This is a genomic window from Niallia sp. Man26, from assembly GCF_022049065.2.
In the GTDB taxonomy this organism is placed as follows: Bacteria; Bacillota; Bacilli; order Bacillales; family Cytobacillaceae; genus Niallia.
In genome coordinates this window covers 131956-158456 of record NZ_CP095743.1, presented here as the reverse complement: position 1 = coordinate 158456, position 26501 = coordinate 131956, and the positions used below count along the sequence as shown (strand labels likewise).

38 protein-coding genes are annotated in these 26501 nt (G+C 39.8%); 1 reads left to right on the top strand and 37 read right to left on the bottom strand.

The window, feature by feature from the left end; all coding sequences use genetic code 11:
• Positions 1 to 191: 191 nt before the first annotated feature.
• Positions 192 to 2720, top strand: a complete 2529-nt coding sequence (locus L8T27_RS00875) for a LamG-like jellyroll fold domain-containing protein (protein WP_481858855.1) — start codon at positions 192 to 194, stop codon at positions 2718 to 2720.
• Positions 2721 to 3291: 571 nt separating this feature from the next.
• Here the strand turns inward: L8T27_RS00875 and rpsI are convergent.
• The 37 genes from rpsI to fusA form a co-directional block, all read right to left on the bottom strand.
• Complete coding sequence (rpsI, locus tag L8T27_RS00870) at positions 3292 to 3684, bottom strand: 30S ribosomal protein S9 (RefSeq protein ID WP_150911003.1); 393 nt, start codon at positions 3682 to 3684, stop codon at positions 3292 to 3294.
• 21 nt (positions 3685 to 3705) lie between these two features.
• Entirely contained in the window at positions 3706 to 4143 is a 438-nt protein-coding gene (rplM, locus tag L8T27_RS00865) for a 50S ribosomal protein L13 (RefSeq protein ID WP_127742459.1), read from the bottom strand.
• A gap of 206 nt (positions 4144 to 4349) precedes the next feature.
• Positions 4350 to 5087 carry a tRNA pseudouridine(38-40) synthase TruA gene (gene truA / locus L8T27_RS00860; RefSeq protein WP_237940544.1) on the bottom strand — a complete coding sequence of 246 codons (738 nt, stop codon included), beginning with the start codon at positions 5085 to 5087 and terminating at the stop codon, positions 4350 to 4352.
• Between the two features lie 12 nt (positions 5088 to 5099).
• The gene (locus tag L8T27_RS00855; protein ID WP_237940542.1) at positions 5100 to 5897 is read right to left on the bottom strand and encodes an energy-coupling factor transporter transmembrane component T family protein; all 798 of its coding nucleotides are present in this window, start codon (positions 5895 to 5897) and stop codon (positions 5100 to 5102) included.
• On the bottom strand, positions 5894 to 6766 hold the full coding sequence (locus L8T27_RS00850; RefSeq protein ID WP_233318713.1) for an energy-coupling factor ABC transporter ATP-binding protein: 873 nt from the start codon (positions 6764 to 6766) through the stop codon (positions 5894 to 5896). Before L8T27_RS00850 ends, L8T27_RS00855 begins: the two co-directional genes overlap by 4 nt.
• A complete protein-coding gene (locus tag L8T27_RS00845) occupies positions 6742 to 7581 on the bottom strand; it encodes an energy-coupling factor ABC transporter ATP-binding protein (protein ID WP_237940541.1) in 840 nt (279 codons plus the stop codon). Before L8T27_RS00845 ends, L8T27_RS00850 begins: the two co-directional genes overlap by 25 nt.
• A gap of 398 nt (positions 7582 to 7979) precedes the next feature.
• Positions 7980 to 8342: a 50S ribosomal protein L17 gene (rplQ, locus tag L8T27_RS00840; RefSeq protein ID WP_127742449.1), complete on the bottom strand. Its 363-nt coding sequence runs from the start codon at positions 8340 to 8342 to the stop codon at positions 7980 to 7982.
• Positions 8343 to 8401: 59 nt separating this feature from the next.
• On the bottom strand, positions 8402 to 9346 hold the full coding sequence (locus tag L8T27_RS00835; RefSeq protein ID WP_233318741.1) for a DNA-directed RNA polymerase subunit alpha: 945 nt from the start codon (positions 9344 to 9346) through the stop codon (positions 8402 to 8404).
• 177 nt (positions 9347 to 9523) lie between these two features.
• Positions 9524 to 9913, bottom strand: coding sequence for a 30S ribosomal protein S11 (gene rpsK / locus L8T27_RS00830; protein WP_233318710.1), 390 nt, complete (start codon positions 9911 to 9913; stop codon positions 9524 to 9526).
• Between the two features lie 21 nt (positions 9914 to 9934).
• Positions 9935 to 10300 carry a 30S ribosomal protein S13 gene (gene rpsM, locus L8T27_RS00825; RefSeq protein WP_127742447.1) on the bottom strand — a complete coding sequence of 122 codons (366 nt, stop codon included), beginning with the start codon at positions 10298 to 10300 and terminating at the stop codon, positions 9935 to 9937.
• A gap of 22 nt (positions 10301 to 10322) precedes the next feature.
• Positions 10323 to 10436, bottom strand: coding sequence for a 50S ribosomal protein L36 (gene rpmJ, locus L8T27_RS00820; protein ID WP_000868344.1), 114 nt, complete (start codon positions 10434 to 10436; stop codon positions 10323 to 10325).
• 37 nt (positions 10437 to 10473) lie between these two features.
• Positions 10474 to 10692: a translation initiation factor IF-1 gene (infA, locus tag L8T27_RS00815; protein ID WP_016204578.1), complete on the bottom strand. Its 219-nt coding sequence runs from the start codon at positions 10690 to 10692 to the stop codon at positions 10474 to 10476.
• Positions 10693 to 11543: 851 nt separating this feature from the next.
• The gene (locus L8T27_RS00810; protein WP_237940539.1) at positions 11544 to 12200 is read right to left on the bottom strand and encodes an adenylate kinase; all 657 of its coding nucleotides are present in this window, start codon (positions 12198 to 12200) and stop codon (positions 11544 to 11546) included.
• 68 nt (positions 12201 to 12268) lie between these two features.
• Positions 12269 to 13564, bottom strand: coding sequence for a preprotein translocase subunit SecY (gene secY / locus L8T27_RS00805; RefSeq protein WP_233318704.1), 1296 nt, complete (start codon positions 13562 to 13564; stop codon positions 12269 to 12271).
• Positions 13564 to 14004, bottom strand: a complete 441-nt coding sequence (gene rplO, locus L8T27_RS00800) for a 50S ribosomal protein L15 (RefSeq protein WP_233318703.1) — start codon at positions 14002 to 14004, stop codon at positions 13564 to 13566. Before rplO ends, secY begins: the two co-directional genes overlap by 1 nt.
• A 32-nt stretch (positions 14005 to 14036) precedes the next feature.
• Positions 14037 to 14219, bottom strand: coding sequence for a 50S ribosomal protein L30 (gene rpmD / locus L8T27_RS00795; protein ID WP_233318701.1), 183 nt, complete (start codon positions 14217 to 14219; stop codon positions 14037 to 14039).
• 13 nt (positions 14220 to 14232) lie between these two features.
• Positions 14233 to 14739, bottom strand: a complete 507-nt coding sequence (gene rpsE / locus L8T27_RS00790; RefSeq protein ID WP_233318700.1) for a 30S ribosomal protein S5 — start codon at positions 14737 to 14739, stop codon at positions 14233 to 14235.
• A gap of 24 nt (positions 14740 to 14763) precedes the next feature.
• The gene (rplR, locus tag L8T27_RS00785; RefSeq protein ID WP_233318698.1) at positions 14764 to 15126 is read right to left on the bottom strand and encodes a 50S ribosomal protein L18; all 363 of its coding nucleotides are present in this window, start codon (positions 15124 to 15126) and stop codon (positions 14764 to 14766) included.
• Between the two features lie 32 nt (positions 15127 to 15158).
• The gene (gene rplF, locus L8T27_RS00780) at positions 15159 to 15695 is read right to left on the bottom strand and encodes a 50S ribosomal protein L6 (RefSeq protein ID WP_233318696.1); all 537 of its coding nucleotides are present in this window, start codon (positions 15693 to 15695) and stop codon (positions 15159 to 15161) included.
• A 31-nt stretch (positions 15696 to 15726) separates the two neighbouring features.
• A complete protein-coding gene (gene rpsH, locus L8T27_RS00775; protein ID WP_233318694.1) occupies positions 15727 to 16125 on the bottom strand; it encodes a 30S ribosomal protein S8 in 399 nt (132 codons plus the stop codon).
• Between the two features lie 29 nt (positions 16126 to 16154).
• Positions 16155 to 16340, bottom strand: coding sequence for a 30S ribosomal protein S14 (gene rpsN / locus L8T27_RS00770; protein WP_009499044.1), 186 nt, complete (start codon positions 16338 to 16340; stop codon positions 16155 to 16157).
• A gap of 25 nt (positions 16341 to 16365) precedes the next feature.
• A complete protein-coding gene (rplE, locus tag L8T27_RS00765; protein ID WP_233318692.1) occupies positions 16366 to 16905 on the bottom strand; it encodes a 50S ribosomal protein L5 in 540 nt (179 codons plus the stop codon).
• Positions 16906 to 16931: 26 nt separating this feature from the next.
• Positions 16932 to 17243, bottom strand: coding sequence for a 50S ribosomal protein L24 (rplX, locus tag L8T27_RS00760; RefSeq protein WP_233318690.1), 312 nt, complete (start codon positions 17241 to 17243; stop codon positions 16932 to 16934).
• 37 nt (positions 17244 to 17280) lie between these two features.
• Complete coding sequence (rplN, locus tag L8T27_RS00755; RefSeq protein WP_016204567.1) at positions 17281 to 17649, bottom strand: 50S ribosomal protein L14; 369 nt, start codon at positions 17647 to 17649, stop codon at positions 17281 to 17283.
• 40 nt (positions 17650 to 17689) lie between these two features.
• Positions 17690 to 17953: a 30S ribosomal protein S17 gene (gene rpsQ, locus L8T27_RS00750; protein ID WP_233318739.1), complete on the bottom strand. Its 264-nt coding sequence runs from the start codon at positions 17951 to 17953 to the stop codon at positions 17690 to 17692.
• Between the two features lie 20 nt (positions 17954 to 17973).
• Positions 17974 to 18177 (bottom strand): 50S ribosomal protein L29, encoded by a 204-nt coding sequence (rpmC, locus tag L8T27_RS00745; protein WP_003351417.1) that lies wholly within the window; start codon positions 18175 to 18177, stop codon positions 17974 to 17976.
• Positions 18167 to 18601, bottom strand: coding sequence for a 50S ribosomal protein L16 (gene rplP / locus L8T27_RS00740; RefSeq protein ID WP_127742417.1), 435 nt, complete (start codon positions 18599 to 18601; stop codon positions 18167 to 18169). The genes rpmC and rplP overlap by 11 nt, the downstream gene beginning before the upstream one ends.
• Before the next feature lie 2 nt (positions 18602 to 18603).
• Entirely contained in the window at positions 18604 to 19260 is a 657-nt protein-coding gene (rpsC, locus tag L8T27_RS00735; RefSeq protein ID WP_127742415.1) for a 30S ribosomal protein S3, read from the bottom strand.
• Between the two features lie 3 nt (positions 19261 to 19263).
• Positions 19264 to 19605 carry a 50S ribosomal protein L22 gene (rplV, locus tag L8T27_RS00730; protein WP_233318686.1) on the bottom strand — a complete coding sequence of 114 codons (342 nt, stop codon included), beginning with the start codon at positions 19603 to 19605 and terminating at the stop codon, positions 19264 to 19266.
• Between the two features lie 18 nt (positions 19606 to 19623).
• Positions 19624 to 19902: a 30S ribosomal protein S19 gene (gene rpsS / locus L8T27_RS00725; protein ID WP_233318684.1), complete on the bottom strand. Its 279-nt coding sequence runs from the start codon at positions 19900 to 19902 to the stop codon at positions 19624 to 19626.
• 60 nt (positions 19903 to 19962) lie between these two features.
• Entirely contained in the window at positions 19963 to 20793 is an 831-nt protein-coding gene (gene rplB / locus L8T27_RS00720) for a 50S ribosomal protein L2 (RefSeq protein ID WP_233318682.1), read from the bottom strand.
• Between the two features lie 29 nt (positions 20794 to 20822).
• Positions 20823 to 21107, bottom strand: coding sequence for a 50S ribosomal protein L23 (gene rplW / locus L8T27_RS00715; protein WP_144458335.1), 285 nt, complete (start codon positions 21105 to 21107; stop codon positions 20823 to 20825).
• Positions 21107 to 21730: a 50S ribosomal protein L4 gene (gene rplD, locus L8T27_RS00710; protein ID WP_233318680.1), complete on the bottom strand. Its 624-nt coding sequence runs from the start codon at positions 21728 to 21730 to the stop codon at positions 21107 to 21109. The genes rplW and rplD overlap by 1 nt, the downstream gene beginning before the upstream one ends.
• Before the next feature lie 28 nt (positions 21731 to 21758).
• Positions 21759 to 22385, bottom strand: a complete 627-nt coding sequence (gene rplC / locus L8T27_RS00705) for a 50S ribosomal protein L3 (protein ID WP_233318678.1) — start codon at positions 22383 to 22385, stop codon at positions 21759 to 21761.
• A 38-nt stretch (positions 22386 to 22423) separates the two neighbouring features.
• On the bottom strand, positions 22424 to 22732 hold the full coding sequence (gene rpsJ, locus L8T27_RS00700; protein WP_233318676.1) for a 30S ribosomal protein S10: 309 nt from the start codon (positions 22730 to 22732) through the stop codon (positions 22424 to 22426).
• 392 nt (positions 22733 to 23124) lie between these two features.
• Positions 23125 to 24312 (bottom strand): elongation factor Tu, encoded by a 1188-nt coding sequence (tuf, locus tag L8T27_RS00695; RefSeq protein ID WP_233318674.1) that lies wholly within the window; start codon positions 24310 to 24312, stop codon positions 23125 to 23127.
• Between the two features lie 113 nt (positions 24313 to 24425).
• Positions 24426 to 26501, bottom strand: a complete 2076-nt coding sequence (gene fusA / locus L8T27_RS00690) for an elongation factor G (RefSeq protein WP_233318672.1) — start codon at positions 26499 to 26501, stop codon at positions 24426 to 24428.

The window sequence follows — 26501 nt, the reverse complement described above, 5'->3', positions numbered from 1 at the left end:
GTTTTCCTAATTTTGTTAACGTATGATAGATTATGAAAGCGTTTCAAAAATTAAGAGAAAAGGAGTTGATAAAGCCGATAATCACTTAGTTCACCACAACGGAGCTCCTCCCTCATACATAACATCGCCTCTTAGAATGGAGTTGTCCTTTGGCAAGTAATTTTCCATTTCAAAATGAAGGAGATCTGTCAATGAAAACAAATCATATGCGGGTTTTGCTGTCCGCTATTCTAGCTTTTGTATTGATGATTCCCAGCGCTGCCTTTGCAGAAAAAGATAAACAAAAATCCCCTTCTAGCACAAATCCTAGTTTTCAAAATGTATCTGTTCATGATCCATCTATTATCAAGGATGGTGACACATACTATGTATTTGGTTCTCATATTGAAGCAGCCAAGTCAAACGATTTAATAAATTGGGAGACATTCACAAATGGGTATACAACACCTAATAACAAGCTGTATGGAGATTTATCCAAAAATTTAGCCGGATCATTCAAATGGGCTGGCGAAAATGACTCCGACAGCAAGGGAGGTTTTGCTGTTTGGGCTCCGGATGTTTTCTGGAACGAAAATTATGTTAATAAGGATGGTAGCAAAGGTGCTTACATGATTTACTACAGTGCTTCCTCCACATATATACGCTCAGCGATCGGTTATGCAGTTTCTCAAAATATTGAAGGTCCATTTGAATATGTCGACACCATTGTGTATTCAGGTTTCACAAAACAAAGTGCAAAAGATGCTAACAGCAATGTTGATAAAAAATGGGTAAATACAAATATCAGTACCTTAATAAGCTCTAAAGAATTAACAAATGAAAACGACAGCTGGTTTAATGCTGACGGCTCCTATAACAATAATCTTTATCCTAATGCGATTGATGCTAATGTGTTCACAGCTGCTGACGGCAAGTTGTGGATGACATATGGTTCTTGGTCTGGCGGAATTTATCTGCTGGAAATTGATAAGAAAACTGGAAAACCAATTTATCCTGGCAAAGACGGAAAAACAAAGGACGGCAGAATGATTGACCGCTACTTCGGCACAAAAATCGCCGGAGGCTATTACAAATCTGGAGAAGGTCCGTATGTGGTTTATGATAAAAATACGAAATATTATTATCTGTATGTGACATATGGCTGGTTAGGTGCTGATGGAGGTTATAATATGAGGCTGTTCCGTTCCAAATCACCTGATGGTCCTTATGTAGATGCAAGTGGTCAATCTGCAGTGCTACCTGGGAATGTTGACAATTCTCCATACGGAAATAAGGTAATGGGAAATTTCCTGTTTGAACGAAGAATTGGCGATCCAGGAACTGGTATCGGAGTCGGCTATGTATCTCCTGGGCATAACTCAGCTTTCATCGATTCTAAAACTGGGCAGCATTTCTTAGTATTCCATTCCCGCTTCCCTGAAACAGGTGAAATGCATGAAGTACGTGTCCATCAAATGTTCATGAACAGTGAAGGCTGGCCTGTTGCAGCACCATACCGCTACAGCGGGGAAAAGTTAGAAAAAGTGAATAGACAAAATCTTATAGGCCAATATCAGTTCATTAATCATGGAAAAGCTTATTCAGGCGATATTACAGAATCAGTTTATATTGAACTAAATAAAAACGGTAAAATAACAGGAGATGCGACAGGTACTTGGAAAAAAACAAGTCATAACGAAGCAGAAATAAAAATCGATGGCAGTACCTATAACGGTGTGTTTGTCCGCCAATGGGATGAAACGTCCCAAAGCTATGTGATGGCATTTACAGCAATGTCAAACGAAGGAGTTACAATCTGGGGCAGCAAAATGGAAGATAAGTCAGACAAGGAAATAGTCCAGGATGTAAAAACCGACCTAAACCTTGGTGATACAGCTAACGTAGTTTCAAATATATCCTTGCCGACTGAGGGAACCCGTCATACAACAATTACTTGGAAAACCTCTGATTCAAATGTCATATCAGCAACAGGTGCAGTAACACGTCCAGAGGCTGGTGCTGCCAGTAAAGAAGCAACGCTAACCGCAACTATTACAAAAGGCAAGTCCACGACTACTAAAACCTTCGTCATTACTGTTTTGCCATATAAGGAAAATGGCTTGGCAGCCCAATACTCATTCGAAGGTGATTTAAGTGACAGCAATGCACAATTCGGCAGCGGTACAGTGACAGGAAATAGAATTGATAATAATGGTGGAACAATCTCCTATACAGATGGAGTAAACGGAGGAAAAGCAGCAAAATTTGACGGAGCTTCAGGCATCCGCTTGCCAAACGGATTAATATCTAGTGATAGCTATAGTGTTTCTCTCTGGATTAAACCAGAACAGCTGACGCAATACACTACTACTTTCTTCGGTGCAAGAGACAGTAACAACTGGATAAGTCTGCTTCCATATGGCACAGGAAATGGAAGCACAGAAGTATGGTCAGGCAGCTCTAAATGGTATGATGCATCTGTCGGCAGCCAAATAAAAACGGGTGAGTGGACACATCTTGCTTTTACAGTTGATAAGGATGCGATCTCCGTGTACGTAAACGGAAATGAAAAATATAAAGGCACAGGATTCCCAAACATATTCACAACGGCTAGCACAAGCTTTAGTTTAGGAGTGAACTGGTGGGACCCACCATTTAAAGGTAGCATGGATGAATTGAAGATTTATGATGGCTCACTTACAGCTGATGAAATAAGCAACCTTGCTCAAAGGAACGAATAAGTGATGGAAAGGCCCGTAAAAAGAACGGGTCTTTCTTCTCTGTTTATCTTCCCCATCCCCTCTTTTTATACTTCTAGATTCATTCTTTTAGCAATTCACACCATAAATAAAATAAAGTTCCCAAAGGCAAATGTTTGAGAGCAAGAACGTGCGACAAAAACAAAATATTGATTAACGGTCAATAGTTTAATTACAAAGGATAACCCTGAAGATATATCTTCAGGGTTATCCTTTGTTCAAGAAACAGCAGCTATAAAATAAATGCGCTTATTAAGAAATGCTAATTATCTTAATAATTTTTTCCATTCAGCTTATTTTAAGCAGTCCTCGATTTAGAATATCCCGCCAAAAGCTTCTATAAACCAATTGAAGAAGTTTAACCTATATTATTATATAACGTTACTAACTTTTAAAGGCCCCCTGCATCATAAATTAAAAGATATTTAAGCTCTAGAATGATTAGATGTGAAGATTTATATTTAGGAGTTAACATAGGCCGCCGTCAGAGATAATTTTCAGACATAAAAAAGACCCTTTCCACAAAAGTGGAAAGGGTCTTTGAAACGCAAAATTAACGTTTTGAGAACTGAGGTGCACGACGAGCGCCTTTAAGACCGTATTTTTTACGTTCTTTCATACGAGCGTCACGAGTTAGCAATCCAGCACGTTTAAGTGTTGGACGGTATTCAGGATCTGCTTGTAGTAAAGCACGAGCGATACCATGACGGATAGCTCCAGCTTGACCAGTGTAACCTCCACCGCTAACGTTTACTAGGATATTGTAGCTTCCAGTAGTTTCAGTAGCTACTAATGGTTGTTTTACAACTTCACGCAAAGCTGCAAATGGAATATAGTTTTCAATTTCACGACCATTGATGATGATTTGACCGTCGCCTGGTACTAAACGTACACGTGCAACGGAACTTTTACGACGACCAGTACCGATATATTGAACCTGTGCCATTTTTTTTACCTCCCTTATTAATTATCCGCGAAGTTCGTAAACTTCTGGTTGTTGTGCTTGGTGCGGATGCTCGCTACCAGCGTATACATGTAATTTTTTAAACATTTGACGACCAAGAGAATTCTTTGGAAGCATGCCTTTGATAGCAAGCTCAAGCATTTTCTCAGCGTAGTTTGTACGCATTTCTAAAGCTGTTCTTTGCTTTAGTCCACCTGGATGCATTGTGTGACGGTAGTAAATTTTATCAGTCAATTTTTTACCAGTCAATTCGATTTTTGAAGCATTTAAAAGAATAACATGATCACCAGTGTCCACATGTGGTGTGAAAGTTGGTTTGTGTTTACCACGTAGAATTGATGCTACTTCACTAGCAAGACGACCTAAAGTTTTGCCTTCAGCATCAATCACGTACCATTTACGGTCAACAGTATTTGAATTAGCCATGAACGTTGTACGCATGAGTTTCCCTCCTGAATGTAAGTTTTTAATTTTTTGTTTGTTTTAATGATTTACGTCTATATGTTCACACAATAAGTTTCCGGGGCTTAATGTGGGTTTATAATACATACCATATTATGATATATGCTAGAGTGGCATATGTCAAGAAAATGTTACACCAGGTTTAGTTGTTATGAATATTTCTTGAAAACCTGGCTCTTTCGGCCCTAATAAAAGACCTTCCAAAGATAAAGTCCGTTTGCAGAAGCTGTCTTTCCTGCGGCTTTGCGGTCTTTCTTCTCTATTATCTCTTTAATGGATTCCGGCTTTCGTTTGCCTCTGCCCACATCTAACAGCGTCCCAATAATAATCCGGACCATATTGTACAGGAAACCATTCCCTTCGAAGCAAAAAACAAGTATGTCCCCTTCTTCCACCAATCTCATGGAATGAATGGTCCTAACCTTATCTTCTTTGTCTGTCTTCATGGAACAAAAACTCGTAAAATCATGTTCTCCGATGAAATACTCCAGTGCTTCCCTAATGGCACCTATATCCAGCTGATATGGGTAATAATAGGAAAAATTACGCTTAAACGGGTCTCTCCTTTCAGAGAGATGAATAAAATAACGGTATTCCTTGCCCTGCACATCGTATCTCGCATGAAAGCTCCTATCAACCGCCTCTATTGTGGAAAAAACAATATCATGCGGCAGCAGTGCATTTAAAGCAAGCTCCCACTTACCTGCAGGAATATCAAGATCTGAATCGAAATGAATAACTTGACCCTTTGCATGAACACCTGCATCTGTACGGCCCGATGCTTGTATCTTAATTTCACTGCCTTTATGAAGCTTTTTAAGAGCTTTTTCAATTTCTCCTTGAACAGTTCGGTCTTTTGGCTGCAACTGAAAACCGCAGTATTCGGTGCCGTCATAGCTGACTATCCCTTTATATCTTTGCATTATTTATCTCCATTATGATTTAAATACAAACAGCAATCCTGCCACTAGCACTAATAATAAAATCATGATACTATCTGTTTGCTTCCATACTAACTGACGGTACTTGGTCCTGCCCTCTCCGCCTTGATAGCCTCTTGCCTCCATTGCAGTTGCTAGCTCTTCCGCACGCTTAAAAGCATTGACAAACAACGGAATTAACAATGGAACAATAGCTTTAATTCTGTTCTTGATTGGGCCGCTAGAAAATTCGACCCCTCTTGCCATCTGTGCCTTCATTATCTTCTCCGTCTCATCCATAAGTGTCGGGATAAAGCGCAGGGAAATAGACATCATTAAAGCAAGCTCATGAACTGGAAAACGGACTTTTTTCAACGGCCCTAGGAGCGTTTCTAAGGCATCTGTCAGCTCGATTGGAGTCGTTGTCAAGGTAAGCAAGGATGTCATAATGATAAGCAGAAAGAATCTTAATGAAATAAGAATTCCCATCCTTAAACCTTCTTCATAAATCTTTATCCATCCGTATTCAAATAAAAGGTTGCCACCTTTAGTAAAGAATAAATGAAGACAGAAAGTAAATAATATAAGCCATAAAATCGGCCTTAACCCGAGATAAATATATCGGAAGGGCACCTTGGATAACAGAATCATCATACCAACATAAACAGCAAGTATAAAGTAGGTAACCGCATTGTTAGCAAGGAAAACGATACATATAAATAAAAATACGATTATCAGTTTAGAGCGAGGGTCCATCCTGTGAAGAAGAGAGTCAATGGGAACAAAACGGCCGATTATCATCTTCCCCATCATTGATTAGCCTCTTTTTTCTTTAAATGATCTGAAACTTCCATAATAAATGTCTCCATGTTTAAATGCACTCTGTCTAACTTGTATCCTAGCAGTGATTCTAATTTCTGTTGAAATCTAACTATATCCGGAACATTAAGACCAATTTCTATTAAACCTTCACTATTTGAGAATATATTCTCTGGTGTTCCTTCTTTATAAACATTTCCTTTGTTCATAATAACTATTTTATCAGCATAGATTGCGGCATCTTCCATGCTGTGAGTAACAAGAATGGTCGTTAAATTCCGCTCTTTATGAAGTCTGTAGAACATATCCATAATTTCTTTGCGCCCTCTTGGATCAAGTCCAGCGGTTGGTTCATCAAGCACAAGCACCTCTGGTTCCATTGCCAGAACTCCTGCAATTGCAACCCTTCTCATCTGTCCTCCAGATAAATCAAATGGAGATTTAGTCAAATACTCTTCAGACAGACCAACTTCTTTAAGCGCCTTTTTTGCTCTTACTTTAGCTTCTTCCTCGCTTACACCAAAGTTCATCGGTCCAAAGCAAATATCCTTTTCCACTGTCTCCTCGAAAAGCTGGCTTTCGGGAAACTGGAAGACGATTCCTACCTTTTGACGAATAGGGGCAAGGTTTTTATTTTTACGTCCAGATTCGATTAGTCTGTCGCCAATTACAACACTACCATTTGAAGGTGTTAACAGAGCATTCAAATGTTGAAGGACGGTAGATTTCCCAGAGCCTGTATGTCCAATAATAGCTGTATATGATCCAGAGGTAATGTTTATGTCTACATCCTTAATAGCCAGAGTTTCAAATGGTGTATTCTCTTGATACTTATAAGCTACTCTTTGAAGTGAGATGTCCATAACTCTGTCACCAACTCTTCTTCTGTCAATGTAATTTTGTCCAGTTGAACTCCCTGCTTACGAAGACCGCTTCTCAGCTTTATCGCAAATGGGATATCCAACCCAATATCAATTAATTCCTTTTCTAACTGAAAGATTTCAGAAGGATTCCCCTCTTTATATATCTTCCCTTCATTCATAATTATGATCCGGTCTGCTCTTGCAGCTTCGTCTAAATCATGAGTGATGGAGATAACGGTCATGTTCTCCTCCTTCAGCTCTTTCATTAATTCCAGCACTTCTTGCCTGCCTTGCGGGTCAAGCATGGAAGTAGCTTCATCCAGCACGATGATGCTAGGTTTCAAAGCAATTACCCCAGCAATAGCTACTCTCTGTTTTTGACCGCCTGAAAGATGGTGCGGCTCTTGATCAAGAAAAGGCAACATATTAACTTTTGATAAAGCTGCTTCTACCCTTTTATGCATTTCTTCTCTGGGGACGGCAATATTTTCTAACCCAAAAGCCACATCATCTTTTACTGTAGTACCTACAAACTGGTTATCAGGGTTTTGAAATACCATGCCTATCTTTCTTCTTGCTTCCCATACTGTTTCTTCAGAAATAGTTACATCACCTATTTGAATTGAACCTTCCGACGAAAAATATAAGCCGTTTAACAGCTTTGCAAGTGTAGATTTGCCAGAGCCATTATGTCCTACTATCGCCACCCATTCCCCTTGCTTTACTTGAAAGGAAACGTTATCGAGAGCTTTTCTTTGTTGATCTTCGTACATAAAAGATAAGGAATCAACTGTTACCAATACTTTATGGTCCATATAATACCCCACTCATTTTTCTTTTGCCAAAAAGAAAACTCGCCTTACGGGCGAGCTTTGAATTGGTTTAACATAAGATTGATATTTTTTATAAAATCCTATGTCCCTGTTACCCAGGTAATTCATATGTTGTAAAGAATCTTATGATATTCCTATTCTTCGCACCCTGAATGCTTCTTTAAAAACGAAAAAAGCCCGCACCCCAAATTCACATTGAATTTATTGAGGTGCTAGAGCTAGACGAGACATTTCTATCTTTTTTTCCTTAATGCTCATCGTAACACTCTGTTTTGGCTTGATAGCATATAGAATGAGACTGCTAAAGAAAAAGGGTACTTGAACAAGTTTGATAGCAATATAAACTGTCCCGCACCCTAAGTTCTTTTAAAATCTCTTTATTATACTAACTCGATAATTACCATTGGTGCACCGTCTCCGCGACGAGGTCCCATTTTCATGATACGTGTGTATCCACCTTGACGTTCAGTGTAACGAGCAGCGATGTCGCTGAACAATTTTTGAACAGCATCTTGGTTTTCTTCAACGTTAGCAACTTCATTACGTACGTAAGCAGCAGCTTGACGACGTGCATGAAGATCTCCACGTTTACCAAGTGTAATCATTTTTTCTACAACAGAACGAAGTTCTTTTGCACGAGCTTCAGTTGTTTCAATGCGCTCGTTGATGATTAAGTCTGTTGTTAAGTCACGTAACATAGCTTTACGCTGTGCGCTAGTGCGTCCTAACTTTCTGTAACCCATGTGTGATTCCCTCCTTTTGTTGTTATTCAAGCAGCTGGGCAATCAAAAACGGCTGTTTATCAGTCGTCTTTTCTCAGGCCTAAACCTAGCTCTTCCAGTTTATGCTTAACTTCTTCCAGAGATTTTCTACCTAGATTTCGAACCTTCATCATATCTTCTTCAGTTTTATTTGCCAATTCTTGTACTGTATTAATGCCAGCACGTTTTAGGCAGTTATAAGAACGAACAGATAGATCAAGCTCTTCAATCGTCATCTCAAGAACTTTTTCTTTTTGATCTTCTTCTTTTTCTACCATTATCTCAGCATTTTGTGCTTCATCAGTTAAACCAACGAAGATGTTTAAATGCTCTGTCAAAATCTTTGCACCAAGTGCAATAGCATCTTGAGGACCTGTACTACCGTCAGTCCAAACGTCAAATGTTAGTTTATCATAATTAGTCAATTGACCAACACGAGTGTTTTCAACTTGATAATTCACTCTAGATACAGGCGTATAGATAGAGTCAATTGGAATAACACCAATCGGCTGATCTTCACGCTTGTTCTGCTCAGCAGGTGCGTATCCACGACCACGCTTAGCAGTTAAACGCATGCGAAGATTTCCGTTGCTGCCCAATGTAGCGATATGAAGATCTGGATTCAAGATCTCTACATCACTGTCATGAGTGATGTCCGCTGCAGTGACAACTCCTTCACCTTGCATATCAATCTCTAAAGTTTTTTCATCATCAGAGTAGATTTTAAGTGCTAGTTTTTTGATGTTCAATATGATAGATGTTACATCTTCCACGACGCCTTCAATTGTTGAGAACTCATGAAGTACCCCATCAATTTGAATGGATGTGATAGCGGCACCAGGGAGTGAGGATAATAGAATACGACGTAAGGAGTTACCCAAAGTAGTACCATATCCACGCTCAAGTGGCTCTACGACGAATTTGCCGTATTTGGCATCATCGTTGATCTCAACCGTTTCGATTTTTGGTTTTTCTATTTCGATCATCAAAATATACCCTCCTTCAAAACGTCGAAACCCCGGCTAACTGAGTAACCGAAATTCCCCATGTTTACGTTCCCGCTTTGTGCACAACAACTGGGTTAATAATTCTGTACGGGCTTTTTTAAAAAGTTTTAATCAAATCCCAGTATAGACAAGGATAAATGATTTTATACAGAAAAATTAAACGCGGCGACGTTTAGGTGGTCGGCAGCCATTATGAGGAACTGGAGTTACATCTCTGATAGCAGTAACTTCAAGACCTGCAGCTTGAAGAGCACGGATAGCAGCTTCACGACCAGCACCTGGTCCTTTTACAGTTACTTCAAGAGTTTTCATACCATGTTCCATTGATGATTTAGCAGCAGTTTCAGCAGCCATTTGAGCAGCGAAAGGAGTAGATTTACGAGAACCTCTAAATCCTAGAGCTCCTGCACTTGACCAAGAAAGAGCATTACCATGAACATCAGTGATAGTTACGATTGTGTTGTTGAATGTTGAACGAATGTGTGCAATACCAGATTCGATATTCTTTTTCACACGACGTTTACGAGTATTCGTTTTACGTGCCATTACTAGTACCTCCTTTACCGATTATTTTTTCTTGTTAGCTACAGTCTTACGAGGACCTTTGCGTGTACGAGCGTTGTTTTTCGTGTTTTGTCCGCGAACTGGAAGACCACGGCGGTGACGAAGACCACGGTAGCAACCGATCTCCATTAGACGTTTGATGTTAAGTGAAACTTCACGACGAAGGTCACCTTCAACTTTTAGTTTGTCAATGATATCACGGATTTTGTTAAGTTCATCTTCCGTCAAGTCACGAACACGAGTATCTTCAGAAACACCAGCTTCTGCCAATACTTTTTGTGCAGTAATTTTTCCGATACCAAAAATGTATGTTAAAGATATTACTACGCGTTTTTCACGTGGAATATCCACACCAGCAATACGTGCCATCTATATGCGCACCTCCTTATTATTAACCTTGTTTTTGTTTATGTTTAGGGTTTTCACAGATAACCATAACTTTCCCACGTCTGCGGATAACTTTGCATTTTTCGCAGATAGGTTTAACAGATGGTCTAACTTTCATTATCCTAACCTCCTTGATAGTACGGAGTGCAATCAGATTATTTAAAGCGGTAAGTGATTCTTCCGCGAGTCAAGTCATATGGAGATAACTCAACCGTTACTTTATCACCAGGTAAAATGCGGATAAAATGCATACGAATTTTACCAGAAACGTGAGCCAATACAGTATGACCATTTTCTAATTCTACCTTAAACATGGCGTTCGGCAAAGTTTCAGTGATTGTGCCTTCAATTTCGATTACATCGTCTTTAGCCATCGAATAAATTCTCCCTTCATTTTAAAATGCGAAATACTTTAAACTAAATATAGCAAAGTGTAGTTCTCTCTTTTGTAACACGATCGGTGTACATCAACTACTCTGAACTGCTCTATAATATACTAATTCGTCATATAACTGCAACTAATTGATTATAACACAATGTTAAACCTTCGTCCGCTAATAATGACAAATTAATAATAAAAATTATAAACTTCCATCAGAATCGACCAATGTGACCACCAACACAGCTAATATTGCTTTTACACTCCGTTATAAAGCTATATTAAAAGTAATATTTCTTGCTAACAGGGTAATATAAAAACACTAGCAAAGTGCTAACTGCGGCTGTTTCACTGCTTTTGTTAATTACTGCAAAAAAAATAGCATGGACACTTCTTCAAGAGTCTAACCGTATTTTTCGCATCACATACACAATCGCTACATGAAATGCCGTAAAGATCTTCGCATTCCGATATTAAAATAAAGAGGGATTACCGATTGCGCACACCTGGTCCTATACCTTATGTCCATAATAGAAAGAATAATAGTTACCTTCTTCACTACTAGATAAAAAAGCAATTCAAGCGGAGCTACCATGAAATCCAAAATACTCTGCACCAATTATCATAAATTGATTATTCTTCTAACTCACATAAACATTAAAATTCATATTTATGCTTTATTTGTTACAGATATAACCATAGGAATTATTATACCTTTTGAAAAAAGGAAATGCATCATGTTTAGGAATAAACTCCTTAGCCATTTCATCCCAATTCTTCTATTTTATTCTCTGATTTAAGTCCATGCTAGATTCAGATTAGTCTAAGCAAAAGTGTTTTATGAATTTAGGATAACTTAAGAGTACTTAGTAATTCATCCAGATCTGAGAATACTTTTGAAATATCTTGTTGGCCATTGAAGTTTTTCAAGTAGCCTTTTGACTCATAAAAATCAAGTAATGGTTGAGATTGTTTGATGTTAACATCCAAACGGTTTTTGACAGTAGCTTCATTATCATCTGCGCGTTGATATAACTCACCGCCACAGCGATCGCATGTATCTTCTTTAGCAGGCGGGTTGAACACCAAATGGTATGTCGCTCCGCAAGACTTACAAATACGGCGTCCTGTCAGTCTTTCCATTAATATTTCTTGATCGACTTGAACATTGATTACATAATCAAGTCTTTTTTCTAAATCAGACAAAATGGATTCTAAAGCTTCAGCTTGTGGAACAGTACGAGGGAATCCGTCTAGAAGAAAACCCTTTTCACAATCATCCTTACTAAGTCTTTCGCGAACGATCCCGATAGTAACTTCATCAGGAACCAATTCACCTTTATCCATAAATGATTTTGCTTTTAGTCCAAGCTCTGTTTCATCTTTCATTGCAGCACGGAACATATCACCAGTTGAGATATGAGGGATGCCATATTTCTCGACAATCTTCTCGGCTTGTGTACCTTTGCCTGCGCCAGGGAGCCCCATTAAGACTAAATTCATGCGTATTCCCCCCTAAATAAAGTCTTGCACATAAAATTCAAGGGACAAGAGTCCCCTAAAATTATATGTTATTTTATAAATCCTTTATAGTGACGTTTAACTAGCTGGGATTCTAACTGCTTCATTGTTTCCAGTGCAACACCGACTACGATTAGTAGACTCGTTCCACCAATTTGCGCAGATTGCGGTAACCCGGCAATGTTGATAAAGAACACTGGAAGAATGGCAATAACAGCCAAGAATAATGCACCGACTAATGTTAAACGGTAAAGAACACGAGTCAAATATTCTTGCGTACTTTTTCCTGGTCTGATACCTGGAATGTATCCACCTTGCTTTTTCAAGTTCTCTGAAACTTGTTCAGGATTAACTTGGATAAAAGCATAGAAATAAGTGAATGCAAGAATTAATACTGTATAGATAACCATTCCAATAGGATGCGTGTAGTCGAATACTTTTTGTATCCAAGTTGTTACAGCATTTTGCTCAAAGAATGATGCGATTGTTCTTGGAGTAACCAAGAATGAAACCGCGAAAATAACCGGGATAACTCCAGCAGAGTTAACCTTTAGCGGAAGATGTGTAGATTGTCCTCCAACCGAGCTGTTTCCATTTGTCATTCTTTTCGCATATTGAATTGGGATCTTTCTAAGTGCTTGCTGGATGAAGATTACTCCAACTACAAGAGCTACCACTGCAACTAGAATTAGAAGCACTGTAGCAATGCGCAAGAATAATTGATCACCAGGGTTTTCAAACTGTTGTGCATAAATTTGGTTAGCGATATTTGGAATTCCAGCAGCTATCCCAGCAAAGATGATAATAGATATACCATTACCAACACCTTTTGACGTGATTAGTTCCCCAAGCCACATCAAGAAAGCAGTTCCTGCTGTTAACACAACAGAGATTACCAAGTAGGAACTAAATCCAGGATTAGTAATCAAAGCACCACCTGCAAGGTTATTGAAACCATAAGACATTCCAAAGCCCTGAATGAAGCCTAAGACGATAGTGAAGTATCTAGTAAATTGAGTTAACTTACGTCGACCAGCATCACCTTGTTTAGACCATTCAGTGAACTTAGGTACAACATCCATCTGCAGCAAGCTGACAATGATAGATGCTGTGATATATGGCATAATCCCCATAGCAAGTATAGAAAAGTTGCTAAGCGCGCCGCCGCCGAATGTATTTAGAATACCGAAGGCACTAAAAGCATCCTGCGCTTGTAAAAACTCTGCATTTACATAAGGTACCGGTATGAAAGTACCGATACGGAATATAATCAACATTAATAGGGTGAATATGATTTTACGTCTTATTTCACCCACGCGCATAAAATTGGAGATTGTCTGAAACATTAAATCACCTCAGTTTGACCGCCGGCAGCTTCAATAGCTTCCTTTGCAGCAGAGGAGAATTTATGTGCTTTAACAGTAAGCTTTTTCTCAACTTTGCCATTTGCAAGAATCTTAATTCCTGCTTTCTCGTTGCTCACGATTCCAGTTTCGATAAGAAGTTCTGGAGTCACTTCTGCTCCATCTTCGAAACGGTTAAGAACATCAAGGTTAACAATTGCGTATTCTTTACGGTTGATGTTTGTAAAACCACGTTTTGGTAAACGACGGAATAAAGGAGTTTGACCACCTTCAAATCCTAGTCTTACACCCCCACCTGAACGTGCATTTTGACCTTTATGACCTTTACCAGCAGTCTTACCAGTACCTGAACCGATACCACGACCGACACGCTTACGTTCTTTACGAGAACCTTCTGCAGGTTTTAATTCATGAAGTTTCATATTGGCACCTCCTTATTGAAGAAGAATGATTTTTAGTTTTCTTTAACAGATACTAAATGTGATACTTTAGTGATCATGCCGCGGATAGCAGCATTATCTTGTTGTTGTACTGTTTGGTTTACTTTACGCAAACCTAACGCTTTAACTGTTTCGCGTTGGTCTTGAGGACGACCAATAACGCTTTTAGTGAGGGTAATTTCCAGTTTGTTTGCCATCTAATTTCCCTCCTTATCCTAACAGTTCTTCTACTGATTTACCACGTAACTTCGCTACGTCTTCAGCACGTTTTAATTGTTTTAAACCGTCTAAAGTTGCACGAACCATGTTAATTGGTGTGTTTGTACCTAAAGATTTAGATAGGATATCAGCAACACCAGCTAACTCAAGCACTGCACGTACTGGACCACCAGCGATAACACCAGTACCTTCAGAAGCAGGTTTTAGCAAGATTTCACCAGCACCGAAATGTCCGATAATTTCGTGTGGGATTGTTGTACCAACCATAGGTACTTCCACAAGATTTTTCTTCGCATCTTCAACTGCTTTGCGGATTGCATCTGGTACCTCTTGAGCTTTACCAGTACCAAAACCAACATTGCCGTTTTTATCTCCAACTACTACAAGTGCAGAGAAACGGAAACGACGTCCACCTTTAACAACTTTCGCTACACGGTTGATAGTAACAACGCGTTCTTCAAGTTCAAGTTTGTTTGGATCAATACTACGACTACGCATCTATTTTTGTCCCTCCTTTGACTATTAAAATTCTAAGCCGTTCTCACGAGCAGCATCAGCTAAAGCTTTTACGCGACCATGATATAAATATCCACCGCGGTCAAAAACAACTGATTTAACACCTTTTTCTACAGCACGTTTAGCTACTAATTCACCGATCTTAACAGCAGCATCAAGGTTGCTAGCAGATTCTAAGTTAAGCTCTTTATCTAAAGTAGATGCGCTAGCGATTGTTACGCCATTAACATCATCAATAAGTTGAGCGTAAATGTGTTTGTTTGAACGGAACACATTTAGACGAGGACGAGCTTGAGTACCGCTTAGTTTAGAACGCACACGTGCGTGTCTTTTTTTACGGGTTTCATTCTTGTCAGCCTTCGTAATCATTCAGGTCACTCCTTTCGTTTACCTATCCGGCATTACTTACCTGTTTTACCTTCTTTTCTACGTACGAATTCGCCTTCGTAACGAATACCTTTACCTTTGTAAGGCTCTGGTGGGCGAACGTCACGGATGTTAGCAGCAAGTGCTCCAACGCGCTCTTTGCTAGTACCTTTTACAACTACTTTAGTTGCAGAAGGAACTTCGATTTCGATTCCTGCTTCTGGTTCGATCTCAACTGGGTGAGAGTAACCTACGTTAAGAACAAGTTTGTTTCCTTGTTTTTGAGCACGGTAACCTACACCGATTAGTTCAAGACCTCTTTCAAAGCCTTTAGAAACACCTTCCACCATGTTAGATAACAAAGCGCGAGTTGTTCCGTGCAATGCACGATGTTCCTTCGCATCTGAAGGACGAGTAACGTTAATCACGTTCTCTTCAACGTTGATTGCGATATCAGAGTTAAAAGTACGAGTTAATTCGCCTTTAGGACCTTTAACCGTTACAGTACTGTTATCAATAGTAACTGTAACGCCTGCTGGTACTTCGACTGGTTTTTTACCTACACGAGACATTTAGTTGCACCTCCATTCATTTAAACCTATATTACCAAACGTATGCTAAAACTTCTCCGCCAACTTGTTTAGCGCGAGCTTCTTTATCAGTAAGTACTCCTTGAGAAGTAGAAACTAGTGCGATTCCAAGACCGTTTAGTACGCGTGGTACTTCAGTTGCTTTCGCATATACGCGAAGACCAGGTTTACTAATACGTTTAAGTCCAGTAATTACACGCTCGTTGCTAGAACCGTATTTAAGGAAAATGCGGATGATTCCTTGTTTGTTATCTTCAATATATTCAACATCACGGATGAAACCTTCACGCTTCAAGATTTCAGCGATTTCTTTTTTCACATTAGAAGCAGGTACCTCTAATTTTTCGTGACGTACCATATTCGCATTACGGATTCTTGTAAGCAAATCTGCAATTGGATCTGTCATAACCATTGTTTTAACCTCCTTCCCATAATGGGGTTTTACCAGCTAGCTTTTTTCACACCAGGAATTTGTCCCTTATATGCTAATTCACGGAAACAAATACGGCAAAGCTTAAATTTACGGTACACAGAATGTGGACGTCCGCAGCGTTCGCAGCGAGTATATTCTTGTACTTTATATTTAGGCGTGCGTTTTTGTTTCGCAATCATTGACTTCTTAGCCACATTTACGCCTCCCTCTAATTAGAGATTACTTTTGGAACGGCATTCCAAATTGAGTTAATAATTCACGAGCTTCTTCATCAGTGTTAGCTGTAGTAACGATAACAATATCCATACCTCTAACTTTGTTTACTTTATCGTAATCAACTTCAGGGAAGATCAATTGTTCTTTAACACCTAGAGTGTAGTTTCCACGGCCGTCAAAAGATTTCTTAGAAACACCGCGGAAGTCACGAACACGTGGTAGAGAAACAGATACTAGTTTATCGAAAAACTCATACATGCGTTCTCCACGAAGTGTAACTTTCGCACCGATTGGCATACCTTCACGTAGACGGAAGCCTGCGATAGATTTCTTTGCACGAGTGATTACTGGCTTTTGACCAGAAATTACTGTCAATTCTTCTACTGCAATGTCCAATGCTTTAGCATTTGCAACTGCTTCACCAACACCCATGTTGATAACAATTTTCTCAAGCTTTGGAACTTGCATTACAGATTTATAGTTGAACTTGCTCATAAGAGCAGGTACAGTTTCTTTTGTGTACTTTTCTTTTAGGCGGTTCATTCATAGTACCTCCCTTCTTTTTTAAACTATTTATCTAGAATTTCACCGGATTTTTTCGCTACGCGTACTTTTTTACCATCAACAGATGTAGATCCTACACGTGTAGGTTCACCTGTTTTAGGATCGATAGGCATAACGTTGGATACATGAATAGCTGCTTCCTGGTCATTGATTCCACCTTGTGGATTCAACTGGGATGGCTTGTTGTGTTTCTTAACAATGTTTACTCCTTCAACTAGCACACGGCTCTTTTTAGGGAACGCTGCAAGAACTACACCAGTTTTGCCTTTATCCTTACCAGAGATGACCATTACTTTGTCACCTTTTTTAACATGCATCTTTTCGCACCTCCTTAAAGGCAATTGAATTTATGATTTATAGTACTTCTGGAGCTAATGATACAATCTTCATGAAGTTGTTATCGCGAAGTTCGCGAGCAACTGGTCCAAAGATACGAGTTCCACGTGGACTCTTATCATCACGGATAATTACACATGCGTTTTCATCGAAACGAATGTAAGTACCGTCTGCGCGGCGTACACCACTCTTTGTTCTTACTACTACTGCTTTTACTACGTCACCTTTTTTAACAACGCCACCTGGTGTTGCTTGTTTCACAGTAACAACGATGATATCACCGATATTAGCAGTTTTGCGGCCTGAACCACCAAGAACTTTAATAGTTAGTACTTCACGAGCACCAGAGTTGTCAGCAACTTTCAAACGTGATTCTTGTTGAATCATGTGTGTAACCTCCCTTCGGGATGAAGCTTATTCCGAACAATTAGATAATAACTGCTTTTTCTACTACTTCTACAAGACGGAAACGTTTTGTAGCTGATAATGGACGTGTTTCCATAATACGTACAACATCGCCAATTTTAGCTGTATTTTGCTCATCGTGAGCTTTATACTTTTTAGAGTATTTCACGCGTTTGCCATATAGTGGGTGTTTTTTGTACGTTTCAACAACAACAGTAACGGTTTTATCCATTTTGTCAGAAACAACACGGCCAGTATAGACTTTGCGTTGATTGCGTTCGCTCATCATACGAACCTCCTCTCACGTTATCGATTATTGACGCCGATTTCTCTTTCACGAATTACTGTTTTCATGCGAGCAATCGCTTTGCGTACTTCACGAATGCGAGCTGTATTTTCAAGTTGTCCTGTCGCTAATTGAAAGCGAAGGTTGAAAAGCTCTTCTTTTAAAGATTTAACTTTTTGTTCAATTTCTGCAGTGGTAAGGTCACGAATTTCATTAGCTTTCATTAGTTTCACCACCAATTTCTTCACGTTTTACAAACTTACATTTTACTGGAAGCTTGTGTGATGCAAGGCGAAGTGCTTCACGAGCGATCTCTTCAGAAACACCAGCAATTTCGAACATAATTTTACCAGGCTTAACAACTGCTACCCAACCTTCTGGAGCACCCTTACCGGAACCCATGCGGACTTCTAGAGGCTTTGCAGTGTAAGGCTTATGTGGGAAAATTTTAATCCAAACTTTACCGCCACGTTTCATGTAACGAGTCATCGCGATACGAGCGGATTCAATTTGACGGTTAGTAATCCAAGATGCTTCTAAAGATTGTAGACCGTATTCACCGAAAGTTACTTCTGTGCCGCCTTTTGCTTGACCGCGCATTTTTCCACGGTGTACACGACGGTATTTAACACGTTTAGGTAGTAACATTATTATTTGCCTCCTTCCTCAGTTTTCTTCTTCGTTGGAAGGATCTCTCCACGATAGATCCAAACTTTAACGCCTAATTTACCATAAGTAGTATCTGCTTCTGCTGTAGCGTAATCAATGTCAGCACGTAGAGTATGCAAAGGAACAGTTCCTTCACTATAAGACTCAGAACGAGCGATATCTGCTCCGCCTAGACGACCTGATACCATAGTTTTGATACCTTTAGCACCCGCACGCATTGAACGTTGGATAGCTTGTTTTTGAGCGCGACGGAAAGATACACGGTTTTCTAATTGACGAGCAATGTTCTCAGCAACTAGTTTTGCATCCATGTCCGCTCTTTTAATTTCAAGAATATTGATGTGTACACGTTTGCCAGTAAGTGAGTTTAAAGCTTTGCGTAAAGCTTCAACTTCTGTACCACCTTTACCGATAACCATTCCTGGTTTAGCAGTGTGAACAGTAACATTCAAACGGTTAGCAGCACGTTCGATTTCTACTTTAGAAACAGAAGCGTCGTTTAAACGTTTTGTAATGTACTCACGTACTTTAAGGTCTTCGTGTAAAAGATCAGCATAGTCTTTGCCTGCGTACCATTTAGATTCCCAATCACGGATGATCCCGACACGCAAACCGACTGGATTTACTTTTTGACCCACTGATTACCCCTCCTTCTTTTCTGATACAACGATAGTGATGTGGCTAGTACGTTTGTTGATTTGACTTGCACGACCCATCGCACGTGGACGGAAACGTTTAAGTGTTGGTCCTTCGTTAACGTATGCTTGCTCAACCACTAGGTTATTGATATCCATTTCGTAGTTATGCTCTGCATTTGCAATAGCAGACTTTAGAACTTTTTCAACGATAGGAGAAGCAGCTTTTGGAGTTAACTTCAAAATTGATACTGCTTCACCTACTTGCTTACCTCGAATTAAATCTACGACTAAACGAGCTTTACGAGGAGCAATACGAACTGTATTTGCAACAGCTTTAGCTTGCATGTGAATGCCCTCCTCTCATTAACGTCTTGTTTTCTTATCGTCACTTGCATGACCTTTGTAAGTACGGGATGGAGCGAATTCTCCAAGTTTGTGACCTACCATGTCTTCAGTGATGTAAACAGGTACATGCTTACGACCATCATAAACAGCGATTGTTTGACCGATGAATTGTGGGAAGATAGTAGAACGACGAGACCAAGTTTTGATAACTTGTTTCTTATCAGACTCACTTAATTTTTCGATCTTTGTTAGTAAATGATCATCAACAAAAGGCCCTTTTTTTAAGCTGCGACCCATGATTGAACCTCCCTTCGTGATTGTTCTACGGTTCTTATTATGAACCGTAGTTCAACCCCGTTATTTTTTACGGCTACGTACGATAAATTTATCTGATTTGTTTTTCTTCTTGCGAGTTTTAGCACCAAGAGTTGGTTTACCCCAAGGAGACATTGGTGATTTACGTCCGATTGGAGCGCGTCCTTCACCACCACCGTGTGGATGGTCGTTAGGGTTCATTACAGATCCACGAACAGTTGGGCGTTTGCCTAACCAGCGAGAGCGACCTGCTTTACCAATCTTGATTAATTCGTGTTGTTCGTTACCAACTTGACCGATTGACGCACGGCAAGTAGCAAGAACTAGACGAACTTCACCAGAATTTAAACGTACAAGTACGTATTTACCTTCTTTACCAAGTACTTGTGCAGAAGTACCTGCAGAACGAACCAATTGTCCGCCTTTACCTGGTTTTAATTCGATGTTGTGGATAACAGTACCCACTGGAATGTTAGCTAGTGGAAGTGCATTACCTGGCTTGATATCAGCCTCTGGTCCTGACATTACTTCTAAGCCAACTTCTAGATTTTTTGGTGCAAGAATGTAGCGTTTTTCACCGTCTACATAGTTGATTAACGCGATGTTAGCAGATCTGTTTGGATCATACTCAATTGTAGCAACGCGTCCTGGAATGCCATCTTTGTCACGTTTGAAATCAATCACACGATATTGACGCTTATGGCCTCCACCTTGATGACGAACAGTTAACTTACCTTGGTTATTACGGCCGCCTTTTCTGTGTAAAGGAGCAAGCAATGATTTTTCTGGAGTACTTGTAGTGATTTCACTAAAGTCAGAAGAAGTCATGTTGCGTCGACCATTAGAGGTAGGTTTGTATTTTTTAATCGCCATTTGTGTTCCCTCCTCTTCTCAGTTATATATTAAGCTTCGAAAAATTCGATTTCTTTGCTGTCAGCTGTTAGTTTAACAATTGCCTTACGACGTTTGTTAGTGTAGCCTCCGAAACGGCCCATACGCTTGAACTTACCTTTGTAGTTCATGATGTTTACTTTCTCAACTTCAACGCCAAAGATTTCTTCTACAGCATCTTTAACTTGAGTTTTGTTAGCTCTAACATCAACTTCAAACGTATATTTTTTCTCAGCCATTAAGTCAGTAGAACGTTCTGTGATAACGGGGCGCTTAATAGTATCGCGTGCATCCATTATGCAAGCACCTCCTCTACTTTTTCAACTGCTGCTTTCGTCATGATTAATTTATCATGATTTAATACATCTAATACTGTAACATCAGAAGCAGATACAACAGTGATTCCAGGGATGTTACGAGCAGATAATGCTACGTTCTCATCTAGGTCAGCTGTTACGATAAGTGCTTTCTTCTCTACAGAAAGATTACCTAAAACAGTTTTGAATTCTTTTGTTTTTGGTGCATCGAAAGCAAGGCTTTGCAATACTAAAATGCTTTCTTCTAATACTTTAGTAGAAAGTGCAGATTTGATTGCTAGTCTGCGTACCTTTTTAGGCAATTTGTAGCTGTAGCTACGTGGAACTGGTCCAAACACTGTTCCACCACCACGCCATTGCGGAGATCTGATAGAACCTTGACGTGCACGTCCTGTGCCTTTTTGGCGCCATGGCTTACGGCCACCACCAGCAACCTCAGAACGAATTTTTGTTTTATGTGTACCTTGACGTAAAGAAGCTCTTTGCATAACAACTGCTTCGAAAAGAACGTGGTTGTTAGGCTCGATACCGAATACAGAATCCTTTAATTCGATATCTCCAGCTTGAGTACCGTCTTGGTTGAATAATGCAACTTTAGGCATTCTTGTTTCCTCCTTTCCGGATTACTAATTATGCTTTAACAGCACTTTTTACTTTTAATAGAGCTTTTTTAGCTCCTGGTACGTTACCTTTAATCAATAGAAGGTTACGCTCAACATCAACCTTAACGATTTCTAGGTTTTGAACAGTTACTTGCTCTCCGCCCATGCGTCCTGGTAATGCTTTACCTTTGAATACACGGTTTGGAGCTACTGGACCCATTGAACCTGGGCGACGGTGGTAGCGAGAACCGTGAGCCATTGGCCCGCGTGATTGTCCGTGGCGCTTGATAGAGCCTTGGAAACCTTTACCTTTAGATATTCCTGTAACATCAACGATATCGCCTTCAGCGAATACGTCTACTTTGACTTCTTGACCAACTTCGTACTCTGCTAAGCTAACTTCTCGCAATTCACGAACGAAGCGCTTAGGAGCAGTGTTTGCTTTAGCAACGTGTCCTTTTTCAGGTTTGTTAGACAACTTTTCACGTTTATCTTCGAAACCGATTTGAACAGCTTCATAGCCGTCTGTTTCAACAGATTTCTTTTGAAGTACAACGTTTTGAGCAGCTTCAACTACTGTTACCGGGATAAGATCGCCGTTTTCAGCAAAAACTTGAGTCATACCAATTTTTCTTCCTAAGATTCCTTTGGTCATTTCAGTCACACCTCCTGATAGTTATATATTTATTTCAATTAAAGTTTAATTTCGATATCTACACCTGATGGTAAATCCAAACGCATTAATGAATCAACAGTTTGTGGTGTTGGGTTCACAATATCGATTAGACGTTTGTGCGTACGCATTTCAAATTGCTCACGAGAATCTTTATATTTATGAACCGCACGTAGGATTGTGTATATAGACTTTTCAGTTGGTAACGGAATAGGTCCAGATACAGCAGCACCAGAACGTTTTGCAGTTTCAACAATTTTCTCAGCAGATTGATCTAAAATCTTGTGATCATACGCTTTTAAACGGATACGGATTTTTTGTTTTGCCATTATTTTCCCTCCTTTTCGCCTATTTTAAAATAGACATTCTCCGCAGAAATTTCCCACACACTCGCCATGGCAAAGCGGCCGGGTGTGTCAGCAACCTTCTGCATCATCGCAGTCAAAGACCAACATTGTCTATTATACATAAACATTCTAAGAAAAGCAATACTTAAATTATTTTTCTTTTTACGTTTTGTACACTTTGATTATTATACAGCGACTATCGTTATATTTCAACCCATTAATGAATAGTCATAAAATTACAATCTATTCTTCAATAATTATGTAGAATAATAAATAACAAAATTACATCATATATATAGAAGAAACTAAGATCACTTTCGTTATTTCTAAATAAAAACGAGCCGGATAGACCGGCCCGTTTATTTTAAAGGTTATTATTCAACGATTGTAGCAACTACGCCAGCGCCTACAGTACGTCCACCCTCACGGATAGAGAACTTAGTACCTTCTTCGATAGCGATAGAAGAAATCAATTCAACATCCATTTCGATGTTGTCGCCAGGCATAACCATTTCTACACCTTCAGGAAGGTTGCAGATACCAGTTACATCAGTTGTACGGAAGTAGAACTGTGGGCGGTAGTTTGTGAAGAATGGAGTATGACGTCCACCTTCTTCTTTAGACAATACGTAAACTTCAGCTTTGAATTTTACGTGTGGAGTAATTGTGCCTGGTTTAGCCAATACTTGACCACGTTGGATATCTTCACGAGCAACCCCACGAAGAAGTGCACCAATGTTGTCACCAGCTTCAGCATAATCAAGCAATTTACGGAACATTTCTACACCAGTTACAGTAGTAGATTTTTTCTCTTCAGCAAGACCGATGATGTCTACAACGTCACCGACTTTAACTTGTCCACGCTCAACACGTCCAGTAGCAACTGTACCACGACCTGTGATTGAGAATACGTCCTCAACAGGCATCATGAATGGTTTTTCAGTGTCACGAGCTGGAGTTGGGATGTACTCATCAACTGCAGCCATAAGCTCGTTGATTTTTTCTTCCCACTCTGCTTCACCTTCAAGAGCTTTAAGAGCAGAACCTTTGATAACTGGAATGTCATCACCAGGGAACTCATACTCAGAAAGAAGGTCGCGAACTTCCATTTCAACTAGTTCAAGAAGCTCTTCGTCATCAACCATGTCACATTTGTTCAAGAATACAACTAGGTGAGGTACACCAACTTGGCGAGACAATAGGATGTGCTCACGAGTTTGTGGCATTGGACCATCAGTTGCAGAAACAACTAGGATACCGCCGTCCATTTGTGCAGCACCAGTGATCATGTTTTTAACATAGTCAGCATGTCCTGGGCAGTCAACGTGTGCATAGTGACGAGTAGCAGTTTCGTACTCAACGTGTGCAGTTGAGATTGTGATTCCACGCTCGCGCTCTTCAGGAGCTGCGTCGATTTGGTCGTAACCTTTAGCTTCCCCACCGCCTGCTTTAGCAAGTACAGTAGTGATAGCAGCTGTTAGAGTTGTTTTACCATGGTCAACGTGACCAATAGTTCCGATATTTACATGGGGCTTTGAACGATCATATTTAGCTTTTGCCATTAGGAAAATCCTCCTTTGATTTGTAAAAATTAAGTATGGGAGCTGTGATATTTATATCACAGCTTTATTGCTTACATAGTAGTTATACTTCATTGAAAAGGTAAAATCAATCATTACCCTTTATTTTTTTTGATGATCTCTTCAGAGATTGATTTTGGCACTTCTTCGTAGTGGTCAAATGTCATTGAGAACACACCACGACCTTGTGTGCTAGAACGTAGAGTTGTAGCATATCCAAACATCTCAGAAAGTGGAACCATCGCACGAACTACTTGTGCGTTACCACGAGCTTCCATTCCTTCTACGCGTCCACGGCGAGAAGTGATGTTACCCATGATATCACCCATGTATTCTTCAGGGATGATTACTTCAACTTTCATTACTGGCTCAAGAATTACAGGGTTACATTTTGAAGCAGCATTTTTAAGCGCCATAGAAGCGGCAATTTTAAACGCCATTTCAGATGAGTCAACATCATGGTATGATCCATCAAACAATTTAGCTTTAATGTCTACCAATGGGTAACCTGCAAGTACTCCTCTTTCTAATGCATCTTCTAGACCAGCTTGAACTGGTGCGATGTATTCACGAGGAACAACACCACCGACGATAGCATTTTCGAATTCGAAGCCTTTACCTTCTTCGTTTGGAGCGAATTCGATCCAAACATGGCCGTATTGTCCGCGTCCACCAGATTGACGTGAGAACTTACCTTCAACTGCAGCAGAAGAACGGAATGTTTCACGGTATGCAACCTGAGGAGCACCAACATTAGCTTCAACCTTGAATTCACGACGCATACGGTCTACTAAAATATCCAAGTGAAGCTCACCCATACCAGCGATGATTACTTGTCCAGTTTCCTGGTTAGTATGCGCACGGAATGTAGGATCTTCTTCTTGTAGTTTTTGTAGAGCTGTTGTCATTTTATCTTGGTCAGCTTTTGATTTTGGTTCAATAGACAATTCAATAACTGGCTCTGGGAATTCCATAGACTCTAGAATTACTAGGTTTTTGTCATCACATAGAGTATCTCCAGTTGTTGTATCTTTTAAACCAACAGCTGCAGCGATGTCTCCAGCATGTACTTCTGTAATCTCTTCACGGCTGTTAGCATGCATTTGTAGGATACGTCCTACACGCTCACGCTTACCTTTAGTAGAGTTTTGTACGTAAGAACCTGAGCTCAATGTACCAGAATAAACACGGAAGAAAGTTAATTTACCAACATAAGGGTCAGTCATAACTTTAAACGCCAATGCAGCGAATGGCTCATCATCACTTGATGGTCTTGTTACTTCTTCTTCTGAATTAGGAATTGTACCTTTAATTGCTGGTACGTCTAATGGAGAAGGCAAGTAATCAATTACTGCATCAAGCATTTTTTGAACACCTTTGTTTTTGAAGGCAGATCCACAAATTACTGGATAGAATTCAACGTTTACAGTTCCTTTACGGATTGCAGCTTTCAATTCTTCTTTAGTAATTTCTTCTCCACCAAGATATTTTTCCATTAAGTCTTCATCAAGTTCTGCTACTGCTTCAACCAATTTTTCACGGTATTCTTCAGCAAGATCTTTGTACTCTTCAGGAATTTCTCTATCTTCAATATCTGTTCCAAGGTCATTACCATAGAACGTTGCCTTCATTTCAACTAGGTCAATAATGCCTTCGAATTGATCTTCAGCACCGATTGGAAGTTGAATTGCATGAGCATTAGCTTGAAGACGGTCATGCAAAGTTTTTAATGAATAAAGGAAGTCAGCTCCGATTTTATCCATTTTGTTAACAAATACAACACGAGGTACACCGTAAGTTGTTGCTTGACGCCAAACTGTTTCAGTTTGAGGCTCAACACCAGACTGTGCATCCAATACTGCTACAGCACCATCTAATACACGAAGAGAACGTTCAACTTCAACAGTGAAGTCTACGTGTCCTGGAGTATCGATAATGTTTACACGATTACCTTTCCATTGTGCAGTTGTTGCTGCAGATGTGATCGTGATACCACGTTCTTGTTCTTGCTCCATCCAGTCCATTTGAGATGCACCTTCGTGAGTTTCACCAATTTTGTGGATACGACCAGTATAGTAAAGTACGCGCTCAGTTGTAGTCGTTTTACCAGCATCGATGTGAGCCATGATGCCGATATTACGAGTATTTTCTAAGGAGAACTCTCTAGCCAT